24 protein-coding genes are annotated in these 22288 nt (G+C 61.5%); 2 read left to right on the top strand and 22 right to left on the bottom strand.

Annotation, left to right across the window (positions count from 1 at the left end):
* Positions 1–492: 492 nt before the first annotated feature.
* Positions 493–1476: a tripartite tricarboxylate transporter substrate binding protein gene (locus tag EIC84_RS03535; RefSeq protein ID WP_034362557.1), complete on the top strand. Its 984-nt coding sequence runs from the start codon at positions 493–495 to the stop codon at positions 1474–1476.
* 85 nt (positions 1477–1561) lie between these two features.
* The gene (locus EIC84_RS03530) at positions 1562–2119 is read left to right on the top strand and encodes a bacteriohemerythrin (RefSeq protein WP_003079493.1); all 558 of its coding nucleotides are present in this window, start codon (positions 1562–1564) and stop codon (positions 2117–2119) included.
* Positions 2120–2185: 66 nt separating this feature from the next.
* Here the strand turns inward: EIC84_RS03530 and EIC84_RS03525 are convergent, their stop codons facing one another.
* The 22 genes from EIC84_RS03525 to EIC84_RS03420 form a co-directional block, all read right to left on the bottom strand.
* Entirely contained in the window at positions 2186–2623 is a 438-nt protein-coding gene (locus EIC84_RS03525; RefSeq protein ID WP_003079494.1) for a universal stress protein, read from the bottom strand.
* A gap of 155 nt (positions 2624–2778) precedes the next feature.
* A complete protein-coding gene (locus EIC84_RS03520) occupies positions 2779–3252 on the bottom strand; it encodes a hypothetical protein (protein ID WP_004340638.1) in 474 nt (157 codons plus the stop codon).
* Between the two features lie 206 nt (positions 3253–3458).
* Positions 3459–5711, bottom strand: coding sequence for a phage tail protein (locus EIC84_RS03515; RefSeq protein WP_004340635.1), 2253 nt, complete (start codon positions 5709–5711; stop codon positions 3459–3461).
* Position 5712: 1 nt separating this feature from the next.
* Complete coding sequence (locus tag EIC84_RS03510) at positions 5713–6576, bottom strand: MoaD/ThiS family protein (protein ID WP_004340632.1); 864 nt, start codon at positions 6574–6576, stop codon at positions 5713–5715.
* Positions 6567–6944, bottom strand: coding sequence for a hypothetical protein (locus tag EIC84_RS03505; protein ID WP_003067298.1), 378 nt, complete (start codon positions 6942–6944; stop codon positions 6567–6569). The genes EIC84_RS03510 and EIC84_RS03505 overlap by 10 nt, the downstream gene beginning before the upstream one ends.
* Positions 6944–7420 carry a DUF1833 family protein gene (locus EIC84_RS03500; protein WP_003067297.1) on the bottom strand — a complete coding sequence of 159 codons (477 nt, stop codon included), beginning with the start codon at positions 7418–7420 and terminating at the stop codon, positions 6944–6946. The genes EIC84_RS03505 and EIC84_RS03500 overlap by 1 nt, the downstream gene beginning before the upstream one ends.
* The gene (locus EIC84_RS03495) at positions 7417–7791 is read right to left on the bottom strand and encodes a hypothetical protein (RefSeq protein WP_003067296.1); all 375 of its coding nucleotides are present in this window, start codon (positions 7789–7791) and stop codon (positions 7417–7419) included. Before EIC84_RS03495 ends, EIC84_RS03500 begins: the two co-directional genes overlap by 4 nt.
* Positions 7791–11066 (bottom strand): phage tail length tape measure family protein, encoded by a 3276-nt coding sequence (locus tag EIC84_RS03490; protein WP_034362502.1) that lies wholly within the window; start codon positions 11064–11066, stop codon positions 7791–7793. The genes EIC84_RS03495 and EIC84_RS03490 overlap by 1 nt, the downstream gene beginning before the upstream one ends.
* Before the next feature lie 169 nt (positions 11067–11235).
* Complete coding sequence (locus EIC84_RS03485; protein ID WP_003067292.1) at positions 11236–11694, bottom strand: hypothetical protein; 459 nt, start codon at positions 11692–11694, stop codon at positions 11236–11238.
* Between the two features lie 14 nt (positions 11695–11708).
* The gene (locus EIC84_RS03480; RefSeq protein WP_003067290.1) at positions 11709–12542 is read right to left on the bottom strand and encodes a hypothetical protein; all 834 of its coding nucleotides are present in this window, start codon (positions 12540–12542) and stop codon (positions 11709–11711) included.
* On the bottom strand, positions 12543–15185 hold the full coding sequence (locus EIC84_RS03475; protein WP_003067289.1) for a GDSL-type esterase/lipase family protein: 2643 nt from the start codon (positions 15183–15185) through the stop codon (positions 12543–12545).
* Between the two features lie 14 nt (positions 15186–15199).
* Positions 15200–15973 carry a hypothetical protein gene (locus tag EIC84_RS03470; RefSeq protein WP_003067287.1) on the bottom strand — a complete coding sequence of 258 codons (774 nt, stop codon included), beginning with the start codon at positions 15971–15973 and terminating at the stop codon, positions 15200–15202.
* Positions 15974–15985: 12 nt separating this feature from the next.
* On the bottom strand, positions 15986–16789 hold the full coding sequence (locus EIC84_RS03465; protein WP_003067285.1) for a hypothetical protein: 804 nt from the start codon (positions 16787–16789) through the stop codon (positions 15986–15988).
* A 17-nt stretch (positions 16790–16806) separates the two neighbouring features.
* Positions 16807–17262 (bottom strand): hypothetical protein, encoded by a 456-nt coding sequence (locus tag EIC84_RS03460; protein ID WP_003067283.1) that lies wholly within the window; start codon positions 17260–17262, stop codon positions 16807–16809.
* A complete protein-coding gene (locus EIC84_RS03455; protein ID WP_003067280.1) occupies positions 17262–17756 on the bottom strand; it encodes a gp436 family protein in 495 nt (164 codons plus the stop codon). The genes EIC84_RS03460 and EIC84_RS03455 overlap by 1 nt, the downstream gene beginning before the upstream one ends.
* Before the next feature lie 20 nt (positions 17757–17776).
* Positions 17777–18169, bottom strand: a complete 393-nt coding sequence (locus EIC84_RS03450; protein ID WP_003067279.1) for a hypothetical protein — start codon at positions 18167–18169, stop codon at positions 17777–17779.
* Between the two features lie 99 nt (positions 18170–18268).
* The gene (locus EIC84_RS25925) at positions 18269–18811 is read right to left on the bottom strand and encodes a hypothetical protein (protein ID WP_003067277.1); all 543 of its coding nucleotides are present in this window, start codon (positions 18809–18811) and stop codon (positions 18269–18271) included.
* Between the two features lie 12 nt (positions 18812–18823).
* Positions 18824–19780: a major capsid protein gene (locus EIC84_RS03440; protein ID WP_003067275.1), complete on the bottom strand. Its 957-nt coding sequence runs from the start codon at positions 19778–19780 to the stop codon at positions 18824–18826.
* Positions 19781–19812: 32 nt separating this feature from the next.
* Positions 19813–20835, bottom strand: coding sequence for a hypothetical protein (locus EIC84_RS03435; RefSeq protein ID WP_003067273.1), 1023 nt, complete (start codon positions 20833–20835; stop codon positions 19813–19815).
* Positions 20836–20946: 111 nt separating this feature from the next.
* Positions 20947–21375 carry a Mor transcription activator family protein gene (locus EIC84_RS03430; protein WP_003067270.1) on the bottom strand — a complete coding sequence of 143 codons (429 nt, stop codon included), beginning with the start codon at positions 21373–21375 and terminating at the stop codon, positions 20947–20949.
* Position 21376: 1 nt separating this feature from the next.
* Positions 21377–21811: a regulatory protein GemA gene (locus EIC84_RS03425; RefSeq protein ID WP_003067267.1), complete on the bottom strand. Its 435-nt coding sequence runs from the start codon at positions 21809–21811 to the stop codon at positions 21377–21379.
* The gene (locus EIC84_RS03420) at positions 21808–22278 is read right to left on the bottom strand and encodes a hypothetical protein (protein WP_034362493.1); all 471 of its coding nucleotides are present in this window, start codon (positions 22276–22278) and stop codon (positions 21808–21810) included. The genes EIC84_RS03425 and EIC84_RS03420 overlap by 4 nt, the downstream gene beginning before the upstream one ends.
* Between the last annotated feature and the right edge of the window lie 10 nt (positions 22279–22288).

Below are 22288 nucleotides of genomic sequence, written 5' to 3'. Positions count from 1 at the left end.
ATGGCTGCAGCCGCCTTATCCAAACCAATGACTAAAGGCGCCTGCAGCTCTTGTTGCCGTGAACTGCCGGACCAAGCAAAAAATCTGGAAACAGGCGCAGCCTATTCTCGAACCAAGCCCTGGCAAGTCTTTCATGCGTGGCAGAATGTTTCCACTGGTCTGCAGCAGCCTCCGTGGCTGTGCGCAGAACCACAATCCGCACCCGTGGGCCACATAGACAGCGACACCCGATCGGTACGCTGCCTCCGTGCTAGCAACGGCAGCAACCCTGTCGTGCAGCGCGTGCGGATGGCGATCATGTCCGTACGGCATGGCTCGCGCTCCCCGGTAAAGACAAATACCCATTGATGGCGGAACCACCGTCCCCGATCATCGAAAAGCCCACCTTCCGTGACTCTGGCTGCCGAGCTCAAGGCTCAGGCACCAGCCGCGACTGCGCCGCCCTTGTTTGCGGGCCAGCGCTCCCCCGTTCGTCTCTGGAGCTTCTTTTTCATGATTCGCCAAATTCTCATCAGCACAGCCGTGATCGCAAGCTCGGGCCTGAGCTTTTCAGCCGCTGCACAAGACCCCGCAGCCGACTACCCCAACAAGCCCGTGCGCATGATCGTGCCGTTCCCACCTGGCGGCGGCACCGACATCCTCTCGCGCGTGATTGCCAGCAAGCTCACCGAAGTCAGCAAATGGACCGTGGTGCCCGACAACCGTGCTGGTGCAGGCGGCACCATCGGCATCACCGAAGCGGTCAAGGCGGCGCCCACGGGCTATGACATGGTGATGGGCCAGAAGGACAACGTGGTCCTTGGCCCCTACCTCTACAAGAACCTGCCCTGGAACCCCAGCAAGGATCTGACCCCCGTGGCTCATGTGGCATACACCCCCATCGTGATCGCCACCGCCGCCAACTCGCCGTACAAGACGCTGGCCGACGTGGTGGCTGCAGCCAAGAAGAACCCGTCCAAGATCACCTACGGCTCGCCCGGCAACGGCACCAGCATCCATCTGGCCGGCGTGATGCTGGAAAAGGCCTCGGACATTCATCTGACCCACGTGCCCTACAAAGGCTCCAACCCCGCGATGATGGATGCACTGGCCGGCAATGTGGATCTGCTGGTGTCCTCCGTACCCTCGGCCATAGCCCAGATCAAGGCCGGCAAGCTGCGCGCCATCGCCGTGACCTCGGCAAAGCGCTCGTCCTCGCTGCCAGACACCCCGACACTGGCCGAGTCCGGTCTCAAGGGCTTTGATGTGAGCACCTGGTACGGCCTGTTCATGCCCAAGGGCACACCCGCAGCCATCGTGACCAAGGTCAATGTCGAAGTGAACAAGCTGCTGGCCATGCCCGAGGTGCGCGAGGCCATTCTGACCCAGGGCGCCGAGCCTCAGTCCATGAGCGTGACCAACTTCGACAAGATGTTCCAGGCCGACTTCAAGCAGTCCAAGCAGGTCGTCGAATCCTCGGGCGCCAAGATCGAGTGACATCCCGACGCGGCGCGCAGGATTCGCGCCGCCCTGCCTGGCGCGGATAGGCCTGATCTGCATCAATGCGGCATATGACAGGCTCGTGAATACTTCTGCGGAAACCCCTGAATTTCTGGAGAACATCATGGCATTGCTGGTCTGGGTCCCCGAACTGGACACCGGGATTGCGGAGATCGACCGGCAGCACCGCCGCATCGTCGATTACATCAACCGGCTTTATGAGTTGCGCAGCTCGCCAGATCGCGAAGGGCTGGGCGATGTCATCGGCGAGATGATCGACTACACCGTCTCGCACTTCGTCTTCGAGGAAAGCCTGATCGAGAGCGCCGGCTATATGTTCGCCGGCCCGCACAAAAAAGTGCACGAGCTGTTCACGCGCCGCGTGATCGAGATGCAGACCCGCTTCGATGCGGGTGAGGATGTGGCCGCCGAACTACACGGCATGCTTTCGCGCTGGCTGTTCAACCACATCCGCAACGAAGACCATGGCTATGTGGACTCGGCCAAGGTCTATCTGCGCATGATGTCCAAAGAGAGCGGACAAGCTGCACAGAAGGAACAGCTCAAGGCCGAGGTGCTTCAGGAGCTGGAATTGCAGCGCAAGAAAAAAGGCTGGCTGGCCCGGCTGCTCAATCGCTGAGCACTCTGGCTCATCAGAAAAACGGCTCCCTGAGGAGCCGTTGCTTCGTGGGCAGCCGCCTTACGCTCACTCGCGCACCACAAGAACCGGGATTTTGACTGCGCCCAGCACACGTTGCGTGACGCTGCCCAGCATCAGCTTCTCAAGGCCGCGTCGCCCCTGCGAGCCCATGACGACAAGGTCTGCGCCCACGCTCTCCATGGTGCGAACGATGCCTTCATGCACTGCATGACCCTCACCCACCAGGGTCTTCACGGGCACACCCGCCTCATCCATGATGGCCTTGACCGCATCCAGGGCGGTGTTGGCTTCGGCGGTGGCCGCGCTCAGATACTGGGACTGGCCATAGGCAAAGTCGGCGCCCACGCCGGTGAAAGGATAGGGATCGACCACATACACCGCCGTCACGGCGCTGCCGAAAACCTTGGAGAGTTCAGCGGCCTTGCGTGCGGCCAGCATGGAGGGCTTGGAGCCGTCGACCGGAACCAGGATGTGATTGAACATGGACATATGTTTCTCCTTCTAGGTTGCAGGCGACACGGAACCCGGACCAGGGACCCAGGGCAAATGCCGCTCTTGGAATAGCATGCAGTCTGCCTTCATCATGCCTCAGCGTGTTGACATGAATCAACCCTAAAGTTCACTCCAAGCCATCTGCCTCAGATGCAGACATGGGCCGCCTGGTACTCGTAGCACTTGTCCAGCAGAGTGTCGGACTTGTCGGTGATAGTGATGCGCGTGCCGTCGGGACGCAGCAGGGAGACGTTCTTGAAAGCCGGCTCATGAGGCTTGCTCGGTGCATCGCGGCGCACGGTCCATTCCTCCTGGACGATGCCGCCCGGCAGGTCCAGCATCACGACGATCTGCTCGGTATCGTCCGACAGCCTGATGCACTTGGCATCATTGAGCTCGACCACGGCACCGGCCGGCGCGGCCAGACCATAAGGGCATTCCTCCACCCCGTGAACCGGCACCGAGGCATCGCCGAGGGTAATCTCAAGGCCATTGCGAAAGTAGATCGTGGGCTCCTTGGTGTAGGCCGCCTGTGCCGGACGGTCTTGCGAAGGCTTGCAGGCCGCTACTGTGACAAGAGCGGTCAGCACTGAAATACTAAGGGCGTAAAAGCGATTCATATAAAAAACCACGCCCTGCAGGGCGTGGTGTCGGCCAGCTGTTCTGGCTTGTTGGATGCAGGAAAGACTTGAAGGGGCGAAAGCTGAAGCGCGGCGCGATATTTGACGCCGCAGCGATGAGATAAGCGCTCTGCAGTGTACTTTTGCAGAGCTAAAAGGAATTGCGCTGTACGAAATCCAGACTCAAGACATGTTTGGAGCAGAGATCACAGCTGCACTTCCAAAGTGTCACCCTCAATGGAAATAGGTGCACCTGCAGTTACAGGCAGGAGTGACACTGCCAGCCGCGTTCCCGTCGGATAAGGAGGCAGCAGCAGCTCGCGGCCGAGGACGGTGATGTGGCCAGCGACGGGAACCTGCTGGCTGGGCCCATCGTTCACTGAGACGCGGACATCGGCGCCATGGGCAGCTTCCAGCTCCCAGGCCAGGCGGGTTCCGCCATCCGGCAGTGGTGCGGCCGACAGGTTGAAGGCCCTGGCCACACGTCGTTCGCCGCTGGCCATCTCGGGTACCACACCCATGCCCCACTCCAGCGGGTAGTACTGCTCATATTCGTCTCGGACCGTCATGCGCACGCGCCTGGAGCTGCTTGGCTCCATGCTGATGATGCGCACGCGCTTGCCGGGCGTCTGCTGCGGGCCGCCGAGGAACGTCCAATCCTCTGGGACGGTATCTTCTAAATCAGCGCTGGCCTGCGCATTGGGGGTGGCTGCATCCAGCCAGCCTGGCGCCGCCGAGGCGGGCCAGTTGCCCACCAGGGTCAGCCGGCGTGTGCGGCCGACAGGCTTTGCACAGCGCACACTGAAAGGGTCACCGCCTGGCGGCGTGACCATCAGATAGAAGTCGTTGCCGTCTTGCAGCTCCACCTCGGCGGACAGGTCCACCCAAGCCACTCGGGCGCCAGTCAGGCCCAGGCCAATAAGTCGACCGCTGAAGGCCCAGCGGGTCAGGTCGTGGGCGAGCTGGATGATGTCACCCGTGGCCACGGTCAGCCCCATGATGGAACTCTCCCAGGTGATCGTGCGGCGGTGGTAGTACTTTGAGGCGGCCAGCAGGTTGACCAGGCGCTGGGCCTGGGCCTTGGGCATGCTGTATGTGGCCTGGCTGACCTGCTGATTGACGGGCAGCGTGACGCCTGGCACCTTGGCATAGACCGTGTCTGCCTCAAAGTCGTTGTCTGACTGACTGTATGAGAGCCCAAACTCGTCGACCGTGTCGTCGGTGATATAGGCGATTTTGAACGTGCCCGCGATGATGTTGCTCGCGCCGAAGGCCGCAACCCAGGGCTGGCCATCTCGCTCCCACCAGACCGACAGCTTGCCAGGCGCCCAGGTTTTCCGGGCCCGGCCTGCTGCGGCGATGTCATCGAGTACGGTGCCAGCGCTGCGTGCGCCGCTGAGCAGCATGCGGCAGGTCAGTTGGGCTGCCGCGCAGTACTGTCCCCAGGCCACCAACGTGCCGTAGTCTATCCGGGCATTGGGCAGGCCTGCACCGAAGAGCCGCTCGCCATTGCTGGCTGATGGTTCATCCAGCCATCCGGCTTGGCCCAGGTGAGCCGGCGCGGCCGTGGGGTTGAGGAAGCCACCGCGCGAGAAATACAGGAACAGCCAGGCTGGATTCGTGCTGTACGTCCACTGCCAAGCACCCGCGCCGACTGCCGGCATGGAGCCATCCCAGGGAGCCGATGAATTCCAGACCCAGCATTTATGGCGAACCAGCGTGGAATAACGGTCGATTCGGCCGTTGAGCTGGCCGGTCGCCTTAATCATCATCCCCCGGCGTAATTGGGCCGGGTAAAGCGCGTCGTTGTCGCGGAATATCTTGAGGCGCGTCCATTCGATCTCAGCCACGTTGCTGGCATCGGTGAAATCTGGTGTGGTGCGTCGCACGCGGAACTTGGCCGCCGCCTGAGGCAGCATGGCCGAAAACGTTTGACGCAGGGGCCTGGTGCTGCCGTTGCTGAGCGTCATCGGAGAGAAAGGCATAGGCTGCCAGACGCTAGATCCAGGCAACTGGTACTCGGCCGCAACCTGACAGGTCAGGTTCTCGAAGCCGCCGCCCGCCTGGCGCAGCAGCCGCCCGGAAATGTCAATCTGGACAAACCTTCCTGCCTGAGAGCCCTGGCGCTCAATCCAGCCGCCGTTTTCGACATTGGAGTTCTGCTCCAGAGCACCGCCATCGACAGTCTGCACATTGCCAGGGTAAACATCGGAGGGCCAGCCGGCGCTGGTATAGCCACGCAGGACTGTGCGATCTGCCTGGCCAGGCGGCACCTGGCTGCTGTGCAGCTCGATGGAATTGAACTGGCTGACTGCGTTGGCTCCAATGCGCTCGTCGGTGGCTGTCAGGTCGCCGAATCCGAGGTTGAACACACTGGTCACGCGCTCGGTGTTGTAAATGATGGTGTAGCCGTAGCGCACCAGGACGGGCAGCGGCGTGCCCAAAGGATTCCAGGCCATATCAGTCTCCTCCACCACTTTCTGGTGGGGTGATCTGCACCAGGTAGTCCTCATAGGTAGTCACCGAGTCGAACAACCCTTGGTGGCTAACTACAAAGGTATGCGGCTGGGTGACCGTTCCGCCGCTGCTGCTGGTATAGGTGCGGCTGGCCTGGTCTCCGTAGTACTCAATCGTTCCGCTTTCCCAAACATCTGTACGAATGAGCACCCATGGGGCAATGACTGCTGTGCCCTCGAAGCCGAATGGCGGATGGGTACGCGTTTCATAGACCGGGGTGTTGTTGATCACCTCGGTGGCCGTGCTGGGGTCCGGGACGAATTCGCCAAAGGGACGGCCAGCGTAGTCTGGGAATACACGGTGTTCACCCAGTACCAGTTGCAGCGGTTCATAGTTGCGGGCCGAGTTGGAGCCGCCCTCAATGCTGTATGCCGTGGGTGCGTCATCGCCCTTGGCAGAGGTGGCGCTTCGGGCGGACAAGCTGCCGGCCAAGGCGGAAATCGCAAAGGCGATCACGGCATTGGCAGCAAATGCGGCCACAGTGCCCAGGGCGAAGGCGGCAGTCCATCCGATCTCGCCATACATGACCAGCTTGGCTGCGACCGTGCTGCCCTCGACGATGCCCTTGGCTACTTGGTGAATGACGATCAGATCAGACACACTCACGGGTGTGGCAGCCCAATCCTCGGCCGCCACTGGCCGCCCATTCGACATGATGGCCAGGGGCGTGTCGGCCAAGCCCAGACGCTCGACTATGTCATGCAGCGTTTCGCTACCGGCCAGGGCCACCGGTAACACCTTGCGGTCACTGGCTGGTCGAAGGGGGTTTGGGCACCAGATGACGGAGAGCGTGGGCATCAGAGCCATTGATAGAAGCCCTCCACACGGTAGCAGCGGGGCAGCCGAGCCAGGGGTTGGCGCATGCTCGACCCGAAAAGTGCATCGCTGTGCAGCACATAGGGCACGCCCTGAATCAGGCAATACAGCCCAATGTGAGCCTGACGGCCTCGCGCCATCATTAGCACGCCGCACCCATCGACTGGCTCCTCGATCCGCGCGGCGAAGTCAGCCTGGTGGCCAGTGATCAAGGTCGACCGGTGAGCCAGGTCGTCTGCCTGACGCCTTGGGAAGTGGATGTCGGTGCGGCCGAACTGCTCATGCAGGGCACGTTCGACGAGTTGGGCGCAGTCCAGCACCTCGTGCGGGATGTCTATATAAGAGTCAGACCAGTGCATCAGAAAAGCCCCGGAGCGGTTTCCGGCCGATAGGTGTATGCCACGGCCGCTTTGTTAAGGATGTCGTCATAGCCGAGCTGTCCGGTCACGGCCTTGGTGGTGACTTCGACGTTTCGTAGATCCAGCGTCAGCTCGTCTTCGATGAAATCGGGGGAGCTACGCATGATCTGCAGAGCCGTGATGACGGCACCACGGCCACCGTGGGTGCGCTCGAAGAAGACGCCCACACCGCCAGACACGTTGCCGATGCTCAGTGCCGCTGCCGGCGTGCGGCCCTCCTGGTCGTCTGGCCAGGTGAACTCGAAAGTCGTGGCCACGTATAGATGAGTGCGAGAGACCACGTCCTGGTTGTCATTGACGAATCGCATGGGCTCGGGCAGCAGCGCATGGGCCAGCTCCAGCAGCACCAGGGGGCGCTCGGCCGGGGCCAGTTGCTGGGCTGCGCGGCGATATCGGGAAGACTTGCGCGTGCTCATGCCCAGTACTCCAGGGTGAAAGAGACCATGAACTCATCCAGGCGGTCGGTGATCGCCTTGTAATCAACCGAGCCACCCACGATCCGGGCCCGGCGCAGCGTGGCGCCGCTGGGGTCTTCGACATCTGGCCAGGCGAAGAACCGGGCGCCCTGGGCCAGGTCGGTCTTGCGCCAGATCTCGAACTGCTGCTTGCGCGCCAGGCTATCTAGGCGGTAGGTCAGCGGCAGCTCATAGCGGGCCAGAGACTGCACAGGAGCCTGCTCGATAAAGCCGTCCTCCATCTCTGTGCGCTCAACACCACCCACGGGGCGCAGGGTGTAATCCGTCTCGAAGACGAGCTGGGCGTAATCGGGGAAACGGGTGTATGCCATCAGTTGCGCCTCCCTGCCGCGTTGATTGCGCTTGAGGCTTTCCCGCCATTGCTTGCATCTGCGATCATGATTTCGACGACCAGGCGGCCCAATTCCTGTTTGGTAATCGGCTGGCCGACCTGCTGTTTGGGAGTGCCCTGGTTGTTGAAGCGGACCTCCACCGGCTGATTCTGGCCAGGCAAGGCGCCACCGGCAGACGACACAGAGCCGCCCGTGGCAAAGCTCACGCGCTGGCTAGCCGATACCAGGCCGCCCAAGGCGAAGCGAGGCTTTGGCAGCCGCAGGGTGCGCACTGCCTCCATGAACGGCAGACCGTAGTGATTGACCGCCTTTTCTGGCTGGATGAACTCGTTATTGCTCACAGCAATGGGGCGCGTGCCGTCGACCAGAGCGGCAATGCTGTCGCTGGTGCCAGTGCCTGGGCCCACGATGCGCCCCCCGCCCGTAGAGGGAGATCCGCCCTCGGCGAAACCGAAAACCTTGCCGATGCTCCCAAAAATACCGCCGATGACAGTACCGCCGCCACTCACTTCAGGCGTAAACAGGTTGGTTAACAACCGCTTGATGTCGCTGCGCAGGATGTCACCGGCAATCTGGCGCAGGGTCGCACTGGCGACCTCGCTGAGACTCTTGAAGTTCGTCACAGCCTGGCCCGTCGCATCTGCCACGCCATCGATGACGGTGTTGCGCAAGCGTGTGCCGAGGTTGACGATCACAGGCGTGGCACTTGCCACCTCATTCTTGAGCTGACCGATGCTGGTGCTCATGTTGTCGATGGCGACCTGTGCTTCAAGTGGCAGGCTATTGCGAACCCGCTCCAACTCCTGGACGATGGATTGCAGCACAGGCACCTGGGCCGCGCGGGCCTGCCTGATGCGGGCCTCGGCCTCGATCTGGCTGATCGTTCCCTGGGCGGCCTGCGTCTGCACGGCCTGCTCGATGACACCGAGCTGGCTCTGAAGGCGCTGCGCCTCGGCCAGCTTGTTGTTGAACTCGGCTTGGGCTGCTCCCGCATCGATCAGAAGCTGGATCTGTTGACGGGACTTCTCTGCCTTTGCAGGGTCTTCTTGGCGTCCAGCGGCGCGCAAGTCCTCCGCATACTGCTGCTCCAGCTGCTTGCGAATGGCTTCCCTGTCAAACTGGCCTGTCAGTGCGGCCGTATCCACGCGCAGGCGCACGACGATGTTGGCCAGCTTCAGCTCTTCAGCGCGCCGCCATTTGCCCAGCTCACGCGTCGCGTCTTCCTTAGACTGGTCCAGCACCTTGAGTGAGGCGCGCAGCTCGACCGCTCGGGTCCTGGTCGTACCCTTGGCATTCAGCTCCCGCTCCAAGGCCTCGCGCTGAGCGTCGATATCCTCATTGATGCCAGCCAGGCGCTTCTTGTAGGCCTCGTCGATGCTGACACGGCCTTCTTCCAACTGGTTGACCAGGAAGGCATCGCTGCTCTTGATTGATGCTTGCAGAGCGCGCAGATTTGAGCGGATCTGCTGGATGGCCTCTTGCTCTGGGGTGTTGCCCTTGGGAGTGCGCGGATTTTTCTTGGCTTTCTCGTCGGCCTGCTTGACCAGCTCGTCCAGCTCGGCCTGAGTGATATCGCCAGCATCGCGCCATCCTTGCCATTTCTTCTTGTTTTCGGCCAGGCGCTTTTCTTCGGTTTCAGTGGCCTTCATGGCCGCCGCATATTCCTCCTGGACGGCTTTTTTACGGCGGTCTTTGCGATTTGCTGCAGCTTCATCGTCTGCCTTCTTCTCCTCGGCATCTCGATCTTTGTAGAGCTGGCTCAGCTTTGCCGTCTCATCAATCAGGCGTTGAGGCATCTGCTGATTACCTGCCAGATTGGTGCCGCGCCGGGTCAGATCGGCTGCCATCTGCGTGACAAGCTTCTCCTGATCGTTGATCTGGTCCTGAAGGGTCTGCTTCTTGTCGATATTGAGAATTGCATCCCAGAATCTGCGGGCGACCTCTGCCGCTGTATTCAAGGACCGCATCAGCACGCCGAGGTTTTCTGGCACAACGCGGCCGAAGTGGTCAGCGGCCTGTCGGCTCAGCTCGAGCTGGGCTTCCTCAACCCTGCCTTGCTCGACCAGGTCGGCAATATGCCGGCGCTGCGTTGCCGAAAGGAAGTTGAACTGATCATCCAGCTGCTTTGCCGCCTTGGCAGGCTCCGCAAACAGCTTGGCCAAGGAGCTGGCCGCCGCATCAGTGGACTGCCCGGTGGCGGCTGCATAACCGTTGATGGCCTTGGTCAGATTGCCGATGACGTCGATGCCGAGGCGGCCGGACTGCACCATGGCCACGGCCGCGGACTCGGCGGCGCTCTTGCTGATGCCGCTGACTTTGTTGGCCGCCTCGGCCAGGGCTTCGATGCGGCCCTGCGTCGCGCCGGCCGCATTCCCGGTGGTCTGCACAGCGACATTGAAGGCATAGGCCTTTTTCTCGGCCTCAAGGAACAGCAGAGCCAACGCGCCCACACCCAGCGCCAGGCCACCGACGGCAGCCCTCGCTGGCGTGATTGCAGAGGTGATGGCGTTGAAAGCGGGCCCGACGCCTCCAAAAGAGTCTTTAATCTGGCCGCCCTGTTGAATGGCCACAAGCCAGATGGGCATGCCGCTGGCGATGCTGGTCGTGATGTCAGTGATCTGGGCGGGCAACATGCGCATTGCAGCTGCGGTTTGCCCTGCAGATACGCCAAGGCCGGCAAATCGCTGCTGCGCCAGGCCCATGAGGCGCGTGTGCTGGTCCTGGGTGATGAGACCACGGGCCAGGGCCGTATTCAGTTCGTTCTGAGCTTGTGCCAGGCGGAAGGCCTCAGTGGCGGCGGGGTCCAGGCTGGCAATCAGGCGGTCAACGGCCAGCTTTTCACGGTCGGTGGCCTTGGCGGCTTCGTCGGAGCCTTTGGCCTGGCGTTGCTGCTGCTCCTCGTTCTTCCTGCTTTGCTGCCCCTGGGATTCGCGCTGCTTGGTCAGTTCCTGCTCAGACTTGGTTGCACGGTCAGATGCTTCAGCCTGTTCCTTTTGGGCGGCTGAAAGCGCGGCCGTTGCAGTGGCTTGCTCTTGCGTCGCCGTTGTCGCCTGCCTGGCCGTGGCGGCCTGGTCGGAGCTGGGAGTCGCCGGAGCCGAGCCAGACGCGGGCGCCGGCACGGTCGACATTTCTGACGAAGCTTTTTTGCCTGCAGCACTCAGCTCTTGCAGGTCGCCAGTGAGCGCACGGACTTCCTTGCGCGCTTCATCCAGTGCGGCCTGGACCCGCAGTCCGATTTCGAGGTTGTTTCCCATGGGCTGCATGGTCTCGTGCCACAGCCCTCGGTACTAAGTAAAACGCTTTACAGTTTGCCCATGAAAAAAGGGGCTCAGATTGAGCCCCCTGCGAGTGCGACGGCCGTGTGGGCCGCCTGGTGTTGTGCGTGGCGTTCGGCCTGGTCGCCGATGGCCTGCAGATAGCCTTTCAGCTCGTCGATGCTGTAGCGCCTGAGTTGCTGGCGGTCGTGGCCTGCTGCGATGAGCTGCTGAGCAACGGCGAACCAATCGACATCAGCTTCGCCTGGATCTCCTTGATCGCCTGCAGGCGCTCGGTAAAAAAACTGAGGTTTTCCTCCAGCAGCACATAGACCGCTTCGAGCACCATGGCTATCGGCATCGAGCGCACGTCAGCCACCGACATGGGCTTGGCCTGGCCATCCTGCACAGGCGCCAGGCAGGCCGCGAGCAGCTTCTCCAGGGCCAGGCGCAAAGTCGAATCACCGTGCAGCGCCTTGAGGCTGGCCATGTCGAACTTGCCACCCTGCATGCTGATCAGCCAGTCGCCGAACTCGAATGCCTCGTTGAAGACCTCGAAAGGAACCTGGCTGACCTGGAAGGAGTGGCCAGCGATCTCGCGGACGGTGGGCGTATGAAATATGGACATGTGATGTGACGCCCTCAAACGACAATGTTTGGACGGGAGGTTTTAGACCGTTGGTATTGATCCAGCATTTCGTCTGCAGTCAGCACTCGATTCCACATAGCGCTCTGATAGAGCACAGGATATGCCGCGTAGATTGTGCTTTGCTGGTTGGCATTACCGCCGATGGACAGCATCCCGTTGGTCCATTCAAACGCAGAGGCCTGGATCGGGATTTCGGTGCCACTCAGACCCATTTCTGCGTTTGTCATGGTGATGGCCACACCCGTCGTCATGTTGCGCAGCGCCCATGTGGCGCCGTTGAACGTCACAAACACCACATTTGCCGACAGCTTGCTAGATGGTGGAACTGCCATCTGATGAGAGCCTTTTGCGACTCGCAACTCGGCATTGCCGCTGCTCACGTTGCGGTCAATGCTCAGGCCTCTGGTTGATACCACTGAACCCCAGTCCAGCTGAATCATTCGAGTGGGTGCTGCGGTCACCACCTTGTCGGGCGGGAAATCTACGCCACTGTGGCGGCCGACTAGCAAGAACGTAAATTTTTTACTGCCGTCAAGCGGAATGGGCAGCAACGGCAAATTGCACTGCAGGTAGCCCAGCTCCAAACGGATACCCAATCCGCTATCAACGGGGACCATGATTGCAGGGTCCGTTTCATTGAGCACGCCGGCTTTGATGTCCACCCGTTTCGGCGTGACGATGTGCTTGCTCGCAAAATCCAAAAGCATGTTGTCCCGCACCATGAAGTCAAAACCGAACTCCATATCCGGTGCCGCCACGAACGGGTTGAGATTGCGAAAGCCCTTGCCAGACCAGTTTGCGTCTTTCACTCGAACCACGACAGTCATTTAAATCACCTCACAAAAAGAAGCCTTACCCACTTGAATCTCGCCATCCGGGCAGGAAAGACGGAAGGAAATATTTGCGCCGGTCCGATACGGAACGGCCTCAAACACGAATTCCACGGGTCGCCACTGAAGCGGCGCGAAGTCAAAGAACTCGGCACCGCCTGGCCCCGGATATGGTCCACCGGACCAGATTTCGGCTTTGAGAGTACGTAGATCCGAGGTATCAGGCGTGATTGGTGCGCCACCCGGAACAGCCATTCGGTCAATGATTTGAGCCGGGTCCAACCCTGGATAAAGAGATGGATTCAGGAAGGCCTTGGGGAAGTACCGCGCCCAGACCGTCAATAGATACTTGCGCACGCGGCCTCCATCGGCTGGCAATGCAATCGCCTGGCCGATGGTGTTGGAACTGGAGATTACACAAACACCGTCTGCAGGCGTGTCTGTTCCAGGCTTGCGTGGTGCATTCGAGCGATCTATTGGTACAACCAGAGAAGGTGCACCAGTTTGAACCCACGCCGCCAGTTGCTCCACCGTGCCGCACAGAGGCTGAGCGAGAAGATCTGTGCCAATGACGGCTGGCTTGCTGCGCAGTCGCAGGTCGCTCTTGACCGCACGGCCCTTGTAACGAACCTTCAGACCGCTCAGATTTGTTGCACCAGAGACCAGCACTATGAGCTTGTCACCCTGCATGGAGTATTTGAGGTCATCTTGCGCGAGAAGGACGGGTTTTGCGTAGACGCCAAGGGAGCGCCAGGCGCCGCGCGGCTTGTCCCACTTTGAAAGATAGGTTGCATTCGTTGGGGACGACCCTTGACGGCGGCCTGGCATGCTGGCTGGCACATCCAGAAAATTGCGTACATGGATCGTGGGCATCCCGGTGGCCACCAGCGACAGTTCTACCGCATCCAGGGTCACTGCCGTGCCTGGCAAGGTAATCTCCAGCAGCGCGTAATCCGCGAATGGCACCGCTACACCGGCAGCAATGCGCTGATATTCGTCAGCCTGCCATTGATAGCCAAAGGTTCCCAGCTGGCTCAGCTCTTCAAACTTGCCGGGATCATCCAAGAGGTAATGCGCTACGGAAATCTCCTTCCAGCGGGCGTTCCGATCAACGCGGTCTTTGTAGAGCAAGTCTGCGATAGAGCCCACTGCAAATGTGGATCGACGCCGAAAGATCTTGATTCCTCGATCTGGCTTGGGCATGCGGTCAATGAAATCCAGCATGGGCAGCCAAAAGACCCCGCCTGTGCGTGTACCAGGATGCCCCTGGTGAAACGGGCCGAGCTTGAGCCCGCCGACCTCGGCATCAAGTACCGTGCAGTCAATGAACGAGCAGCCATATTCGTCGGCGATCCGGCGCAGCAAAGCGTTTTCTGCGCTTGTGGCTGGGAACTCAGTTGTTACCACTGGCTCGGCTCCCGTTGCTCGGGCTGTCTCGATCAGACGGCGGATATTCTCGGCGTAGTAAGTCAGGTCAGCACTGCGAAACTGGCCATCATTGGTCAGCGAGGTGATGAACGCATAGCGGGCCTTCATGGCATCGAATGCAATGCCGTCAAAGGGTGAACGGTTGACGATGCGGTACTGCATGTCCAGCGCATCGTCACCACTCACGCCAAAATTCATGTGCCGGTACGGAGACAGCGCGGACAGCTGGCTGATGTAAGCCTTGTCACGCAATACATAGTGCGCTGCGGTGTAGCTGTCACCGATATGAACGATGGTGTCATCGGAGCCAATGGTGATCTCTCTCCACTCCTGGCCCGCCACAGGTGCGCCGCCCAGATATGGAGTGCCGTCCTGCAGCACGCCAATGGACACATGCCCGAAGGCGTCTGTAATCGCAAAGGCAAAGTCATTGGCCGATACAGCGCCCAGGTCATAGTTGCCGCTCAAGCTCAGATTATTGGTACCGAGGTCTGGTATCTCTACATGTCCAAGAACGTCTGCAGTGATAACCGCATTTCCTTCGGCGTCTGCGACGGCATAGACGACCTGTTTGCTTGGGTCTGCTTCGCCCAGAATGCCGTCAACCCGAGCGATACGTCCGGCGCTTTCCGCAGCCGACTCTGTCACGCTACTCATGTCGACGGTAAGCTGGTCCACGGCCATGCCCATTTCGGCCACATCCTCCTGATTGGCTGGCTGGAATGCATTACGCACCCAGGCAGACCCAGTCCATGTGTAGACCCCATTGATAGGGGCCGCTGGAGTATGGCCAGGATCATTGGTGACAACACCTTGAGTGCCCACAGGCTGAGCCGTGTCGGCAAGCATGACAGCCAACGTCAGGTAACTTTTTTCGGACTTCTGGGTGATCACTTGCCAGCCGGTGCCGATGTTGACGTATTCGGTCTTGCTGCCCAGCTCAATAGCACGCAGGCCAATACGGGCTGGGTAGGCTTGCCAAACTCCGACATTGAGCACTGCATACGTGCCGTTGCTGAAGATCTGACCTGCACCTTGCCGAGCATCGGTCGGTAGAGCGGTCGTGGGCGGCACAGGGCCTGCCAGGGTATACAGCGCCAGGTGATCGTCGATGAGGCGCAGATTCGCTTCCATCCCGTTCGGGACACCAAAAGGGTTCTCGGTATTTGCGAAGTTCGCCCAAATTCCACGGGCCAGCTGTGTCTTGGACATGCCGTTATCTCTTCTCAGTTTGTTATGTATGCCGCGCGTGCCAGGTCAAACCAGGCGGCCGGGCGGTCTTGACGGGGTACGGGGCGCAATTGCAGGGTCAGCCGGATGCTGCTGGCCGATTGCTCCAGCAACGTCAGGCCGCCATCGAGCAGCGGGCGGCAGCGGTAGCACTGCAGGCGCACGGCCTTGCGGTCGGCCAAGTTGATGCCCGCGTATGCCAACCCGATCTCCATGTCGCCACCGCTGCCGGCATCGAGCTGCTCTGCGCTGTTTTCGGCTGTGCTGGTGATGCGCACAGTCGCGCCCTGGGGCGCAGCAATGCCCTGCAGCAGCTCAATCCCCCAGTCGGCCCTGCGCCACTGCACACCTTCAGTCCATGCAGACCAGGACGGCACGGCCAGGACGGTCTGCCGGCAATCCACCTGGTGAGGCGTCCACAACATGGCGCCAGCAGGCAGCAGCAGGCCAGAGACGTCGACCGTGGTGGTGATAGGCGCGCTGGCCGTAGCCAGGCGATGCGCGTTGAGGGCCATGGCCAGATTGGCCGCACCATGGCCATAGAGCTGGACAGACACTGCAACACCATCGAGCACGGCATTGCTGCGGCTGTCCCAGGGGCTTGTGCGTAGCCGGCGTACGTCGGGATTCACGACCAGGCCGGAGGCATTGCCCAGGCGGCGGCCTGGCGGCATGCCCGTGGCCCAGTCCCGCATGGCCGGGCCGGCATACAACATGCCTCGGCCCAGGTAATGCGGGTTGTGCTCCTGCTCGTACTGACCCAGATACATCGCGTGCGCCCGTCAGATCTTCAGCGTGCCGTACTGGCTGAAAGGGTTGGACAGGGTGCCCATCGGGCGCGTTGCATCGCGCTCGACGGTGCCGGTCAGCTCAAGCTGGGCCAGGTTGTCGCTGATGACGTTCACGGACGCGGCCGGGCCAAATACCACCTTGAAGAGGTCGAAATGGATGGGCTGGACCGGGCTTTCGGCCACGTTGTAGCCGTCGAAGTGCAGCGCCACAGGCTTTGGAGGCTGCGAGTACAGCTGAATCAGGCGCTGCTCGCGTCGTGTGTAGCTGACCGTAATGTTGGGCTGGCCCTTGCCCTGCGCCACTGTCGGCGCGGGGATGGTGGTGCCTTCGACCAGCTTGATAGAGCCTGCCGGCGTGATCTCGTAGTCGGTGCCAACGTCATAGGTCGTTTGACCGTCTGCGCTCTTGACCACTATGGCCACCGTGTCGTCTGCCAGGTGGTCAAGCGGTTCCACCGTGCCAGGCCACAGCACATGCTCCTCGCTGGCGACGGCAGCAGTTGCCACCTCGGCGCCTTCACCGCTACCGCCAGTTGCGATAGACCAGTTGCGCGGCGAGTGGCAGCGCAGCTGCAGCGCGACAGTAACGGCGTCGATCTCGCGGAAGGCACAGGCGGTACCTCCGCCAGGCGTGGTGAAGTCCTTGATGTTTTCCGTGGTCTCGGTCGCGTTGAGTACAAAGCTGGGGGCATTGCCCACAGGAATGAAGCCTGCAGTGCGTGCCAGGCGGGCCAGGTAATCGACCAGGCTGATTTCACCCCGGCCCTTGAAGCAGCAGAATTTGCGTTCAGCCATTTTTCTCTCCTATAAAACTAGCAATGGACGCTGCTGACGGTGAACAGCAGCGGGTAATAGGCAAACTTGGCCGGGCTGTAGAAAGGCCTCGGCGGTGTGGACATCACCAACGGGCTGTTGCATTGGGGAGGCTTGTAGCCATGCAAGGCCTTGATGAGTTCTCCCAGGTGCGGGCCAGCTTCCTGGTCAAGGGCGGCGGCCTCGCGCTGGCTGGCTGCATTGCCGATGGCCAGGACGACCAGCCAGCGGTGGCTCAGTTGCAGCGAGTACTCGTCCGAGCCAGCCAGAACGGCAAAGCCGTCGTAGACGACATAGACAGCGGGCGTGACCTGCATTTCCTCGGCCACGGCTGACAGCTCCTTGCGGGTGCCTACCAGGCGGGCCCAGCCGCTGCCGTCTGACGGCTGCGTCGCCACCTTGATGCGGTCGACGATCCCGGTCTGGGCCTCAAGAAAATTCCAGGTCGTTTGCATCAGCCGAACCCCCGCAGGGTGTCGTCTGTCACAGCGCGTGGGCTGAAATCGAAGTGCACGTCAGTGCCTTGCTGGGCGTCGGCCGCCACCAGCACGCCAGGCGATCCGCCCCAGGGGCAGGACAGCATGGACTTGCCCATGGCGATGGCATCCAGCTCGGCGATGACGGCCTTGTAGCGGCGGTACACCTCGTTTTCAGGCGCCAGGTCGTCGTGCAGGTAGTAGCGAGCCACATCGCAAGCCATGCGCACCAGGACGGGCGGCATGGCGTATTCCACCGGCTGACCAGGGATCAGGGGCTTGCGGCAGCCTTGCAGCGGCAGGCGGTAGACCTGTCCCACATAGCCGTCGATGAAAGACGAGGCGTCTTCCAGCTTCAGCCCGACGCGGGCTTCATCGACGGTGCTGGGCGGAATGTTGTCCGTGTCAGTGAGCTGGACCAGCTCCAGCTGACCAAAACGGGCAACCATGTCGGCGACGGTGGCGTAGCTCATGCGATTGGCCTGCCGTCAGATCAAGGCGTTGCGGGGTGAACGTGGCGCTGGATCTGGACCTCGATGATATGGCCTTCGGTACCAGCGCCCAGGGCGCGGCCGCAGTTGTCATCGGAGTCGCCCAGAGCAGCCTTGCCGCTGCCATCAGCTGCTGGCTTGACCGGGTCGCCGAAAGCGATGGTCTGGCCCGCCGCGACCTCCACCAGGCCGGAATAGCTGGTGATGGCCGAGAAGGCCTCGCCCTCAGGAGCACCGTACTCGCTGGTTCCCTGGGAATCATGTACGCCGCCTGCGCTGGTGGCGTGCTGGCCGTTGTAGCCGACAAAGCGGTACTTCTCGATGACGGCCGTGGCCACGATGGTGACCGCGTGCTGCTTGTCAAACTGGCGGCCGGGGTTGTTCTGAGATGCCATGGTTTTGCTCCAGGTCGATGTAAAAGGGTTTCCTACTGGCCCAACCCGGCCAGGTACTCATGACCTGGACCGGGGGCAGCTTCTCTCTCGGGGTGGTTGTCAGTTGCGCTTCGGGGCGCCCTTGCCTGTGCCCTTGGACCGCTCAACAGGAGCAGGTGCGGGGGCCGGTGTGGGAGCGGAAGCTGCAGATGCGTCGGGCGCAGGTGCTGCGGACTCGCCAGCGCTGCTGCCCTGGGTTCCCTGACCGTCGCCAGCGATGGCGCTGTCCTGGCCTCCCAAGGCACCTTGGCCGTCGCCAGCAGAACCATCGCCGCCGGCGCCGTTGGCCAAGGTTCCTGTCTGGCCTGTGCCGTCAGTGCTGGTGAGGGGCCCAGCAGGCATCTCGGTGGATCCACGCTTTTGCAGGACAGCCTGGCGCTCGCGCTCGAATTCCCGTTGCGCGTGCTCAGCACGCATGGCGTCGTACTGGCCGTTGGCTTCTTCACGATCCGTGTCGGTCAGCGCCTTCATCTTCAGCAGCTCGCGCTCGTCGTGGTCGCTCAGGCCCGTCACTTCTTCGCCGGGCTTGAACTCCTTGCGCTCCGCTTTGCCATCAGCACCCACGGCACTGGCCACGATGAGGATCTTTGCGATCAAAGTCATGGTGGCTGCTCCTTAGTTCGGGTTCAGGAACAGGAAGCCTGCATCGGGGTAAGCGATGTTGGGCGCGCGCTCGAAGGTGCCGCCATAGATCCAGCTCTTTTGCGTTTCGCGGTATACGGGCGTTTCGCTGAAGGGATGGCCTTCGATGACGTTGGTAAAGCCGAAAGCAGGCTCTGCCAGGCTGAATTCGCCGGAGGCCGGGATGTCGGGCGCGTATGCCAGCACGGCCGCATTGCCCCATACGTCATGACCTTCGTCGTCTTCGTCCGTATAGGAGGCATCGCCCACGACGATCTCCTTGACCTTCAGGATCGTCTTGAGCTGCTCCAGAGTCGCTGGGCCCATCTGCGTGGATGGCAGGTAACTCTTGACCTCGGCATTGGAGATCAGAGCGGTTTCTGCATCAGCCGAGAGCATCAGCTTGTTCGGGCGGCGGCCGACTTTCTTGCGGATCACGTTGGAGGCCGCCAGGATGTCTGTCACAGGCGTGCCTGTGGGCGCAGACCACTTCTCAGCACCGGCCAGGGCCTTGGAATGACCGGGTGCAAAGCTGCTGGGGTCGGTGGCGAACTCGGCCGCTTCGATCTCGTAGTCCAGATTCAGGACATCGCGCGCCGTGGTCATGGCCACGGTGGAGATGCCGATGTTGGGCGCGAGATTGAGCTTCTTGGCCTCGTCGGATTCGCGGATCAGCTCGCGTGGGATAGGCACTTCCACCGCGTGTTGCTTGACGGTGTAGAGCTTGCCCTCGAAGTTGATAGTGATCTGCTTGGTGGCAGTACCAGGTGCGCGGCGCAGGTTGTAGCGGCGACGGGCTGCATCGCCCATCTTGGCAATGGTCACCGTGCTCAGCGACTGCGGCAGTCGCGGGAACAGGCGATCAGCCACCATAGTGCCTTGGCCACGGCCGAGCAGCAGGTTGGTGAGCACCGGATTGGCTTTGAGACGGATTTCGTCGAGCGTCATCATGTTGTGGTTTCCTTCTGGGAAGTTGGGGGGAATCAGCCCTCGAACGACACAACCTTGCTCACCGCCTCGGCGTAGCTCACGTTGTGCTTGTTGGCGTAGGCCTTGGCGGCCTTGTCGATCTCGGCGTCGCTCTTGCCCTTGGCGCTGCCTTGCTCGCCTTCGGGCACTTGGCCACCGCCGTGCTCGCTGAAATCGACCGAGGGCTTGCTGCCAGCGATCAGCTCCTGCAGCCAGGCAGAGGGGCTGACCTTGCGTTTGGTATCGCCTTCGGAAAACTCCACCGGCTCGACCTCGGCCAGGCGGTCCAACGTGGCGACAGCCATGTCTTTGTCCTTGGGCATCAGGCGGCCGGCCTTGACCTGGGTTTCCGCAAACGAAACGTTGGCGGTGTGTCGGTCACGCTTTTGCTGCTCAGCGAACTGAGCCAGTTGGGCGCGCGCCTGGTCGCGTTCAGCGACAGCCGTGGCGGTCTTCTGCGCTTCCTCGGCAGCCTTGCGCTCGGCTTCTTCCTTGGCTTTGCGCTCAGCTTCGATTCGTTCGGCTTCGGTCATGGATGGGTGCTCCTGGTTGGGGGTGGGTTGCTCGGAAAAAAAGATGAGTCCGAATGCGGTGTCGTTTCCGCCCTCGGCAAACTTGGGATCGCGCAGGCCTTTGACGGCTGGCGGCTGGGCACCCAGGAAGCCGACATGGCGCAGGTAATAGACGCCGGGCTTCGGATTGGCCGGGTCTTCGGGGTGGTAGAAGGCGGCGCTGCGCTTCTTGACGCGACCGGCGCCGTAGTACTCAGCGAACGAGGGGTCGATTTGCTGATGGCTGGACTTGAGCGTTCCGCCTTCGGCCGACAGCTTGGTGACCCAGCCCCATGCGGGGTGGTCGTCTTCAGGATGGCCAATGACCAGAGGGGCCTCGTGGACGGCGGGGTCGTAGGCAGCGGCCGTGGCCGCAACATCGGACTCGGTGATCACATAGATCTGTCCGTTGGTGGCCGTGCGAGATCCGGCTTGAAAGATCTCCAGGCCGTCGGGGAATTGGGAGGGGGTGGTTTTGTTGCCCATGTCCCGCATGGTCTTGCGGACGGGGCTTTCGCTATAAGTAAAGCGCTTTACTAAATTTCGCCAGGCATTGCACCGGGCGATGGGCTGGCGCGTTGCGCGCCGCCCTCTGGATCAGTCCAGGCCGGGCAGCTGCTGCTGACGGCTCAGAAACGTTTCTCGCTGGTAGGTATCCACGATCTGGCGCACGCGCATCGGAGTGAGATCGTACTCGTCAGCCAACTCGTCGTAGTTGCCCCGAAACTTTGCGCACATCTCGCGGTCGCGGGCGCTGAGCTGCATTGCTAGGCCGCGCGACAGGTAGATGGTACGGCCACCTTTTTCGTGGGCCAAGTGCTGCAGCTGCACCACCGACATATTGGCAACGGCCTGCAGCTTCTGCGCCCAAGCCTGGTCTGGCTTGGCCTGGCCGGCGCGACCGTCCATCAGGGCCAGCGCTTCGAACAGGCAGTAGGCAACATCTTTCATTTCACGGGTCATTCCGGGCGGAAGGATCGCGGTAAGGACATCGGCTTCGGCTGCACTCAGAAATTTGCGTGCCATTTCAGCTCCTTTCCTGCCAGGACTTGGCAGCTTCAATCAGGGTGTCCAGCTGTGCCGAGGTACAAAAGCGCAAGGCGGTGACTCCCACCTGGCGCTGCACCCAGGCATTGAGAGCCTGGGCGCTGGTGTTCTGCACCAGGCCATCGCGGCCCAACTGGTGCCACAAGGCCCAGAGCTTTCGCTCTTTGGGGCTGGTTTGCTTTTTGACCTGGTCGAACTCTGTCTGGCTGAGCGGACGGCGGCGCGTGGGCTGGGCCACGCCCATCCGTTCGGCCAGGCTCTGCAGATGGTCGCGCACCTTGCGTTGCTCAACTTGGGTCATTTCCTTGCTGCTGCTTTTGCCCGTGAGGTTCATCAGCAGTGCACGGTAGTCCTCATCGCTGAGCTTCAACTTTGACTTGATCGTGTGAATGGCAGCGGTGTAAGTGGCGGTCAAATGGCACCTCCCACCACTTTCGAAAGCTGCAAACGCTTGGCAGGCAGCTCCAGCGTCTGAGCCAGCAAACTGCCATCATCACCCCTGGCTACCGCCAGAAGCTCGCCGCAACGGGTGGCCATCCCTGGCGCCGTCCATTGCTGACCGGCGTGGCTGACCATGCCGCCCGCCCGTACACGGCGCAGGAACCAGGACGATGCAATGCGACCCGAGCGCCCCTTGTGTGCCGTCCATGCTTCGATGATCTTGCGGGGGTCTTGGGGCCAATAGCCCTGCACCAAGCGGTGGACGGTGCCCAACGAAAGGCGCAGTGCATCAGCAGCTTGGCGAACGGATTGCCCGCGCACAAACTCAAGCAAATCGGCAGGCATGGAATCCGGGCCGTAGGAGCGCTCGGAACCCTTGGGACTAGCGCTGGTACTGACCGCACCACAAGCTGCGCTTGCAGCCCTGTCCAAATCGTTCATTGACGCATTG

Origin of the sequence: Comamonas sp. A23 (genome assembly GCF_004522605.1) — a bacterium.
Lineage (GTDB): Bacteria > Pseudomonadota > Gammaproteobacteria > Burkholderiales > Burkholderiaceae_C > Comamonas > Comamonas thiooxydans.
This window is presented reverse-complemented; position numbering and strand designations above follow the sequence as displayed.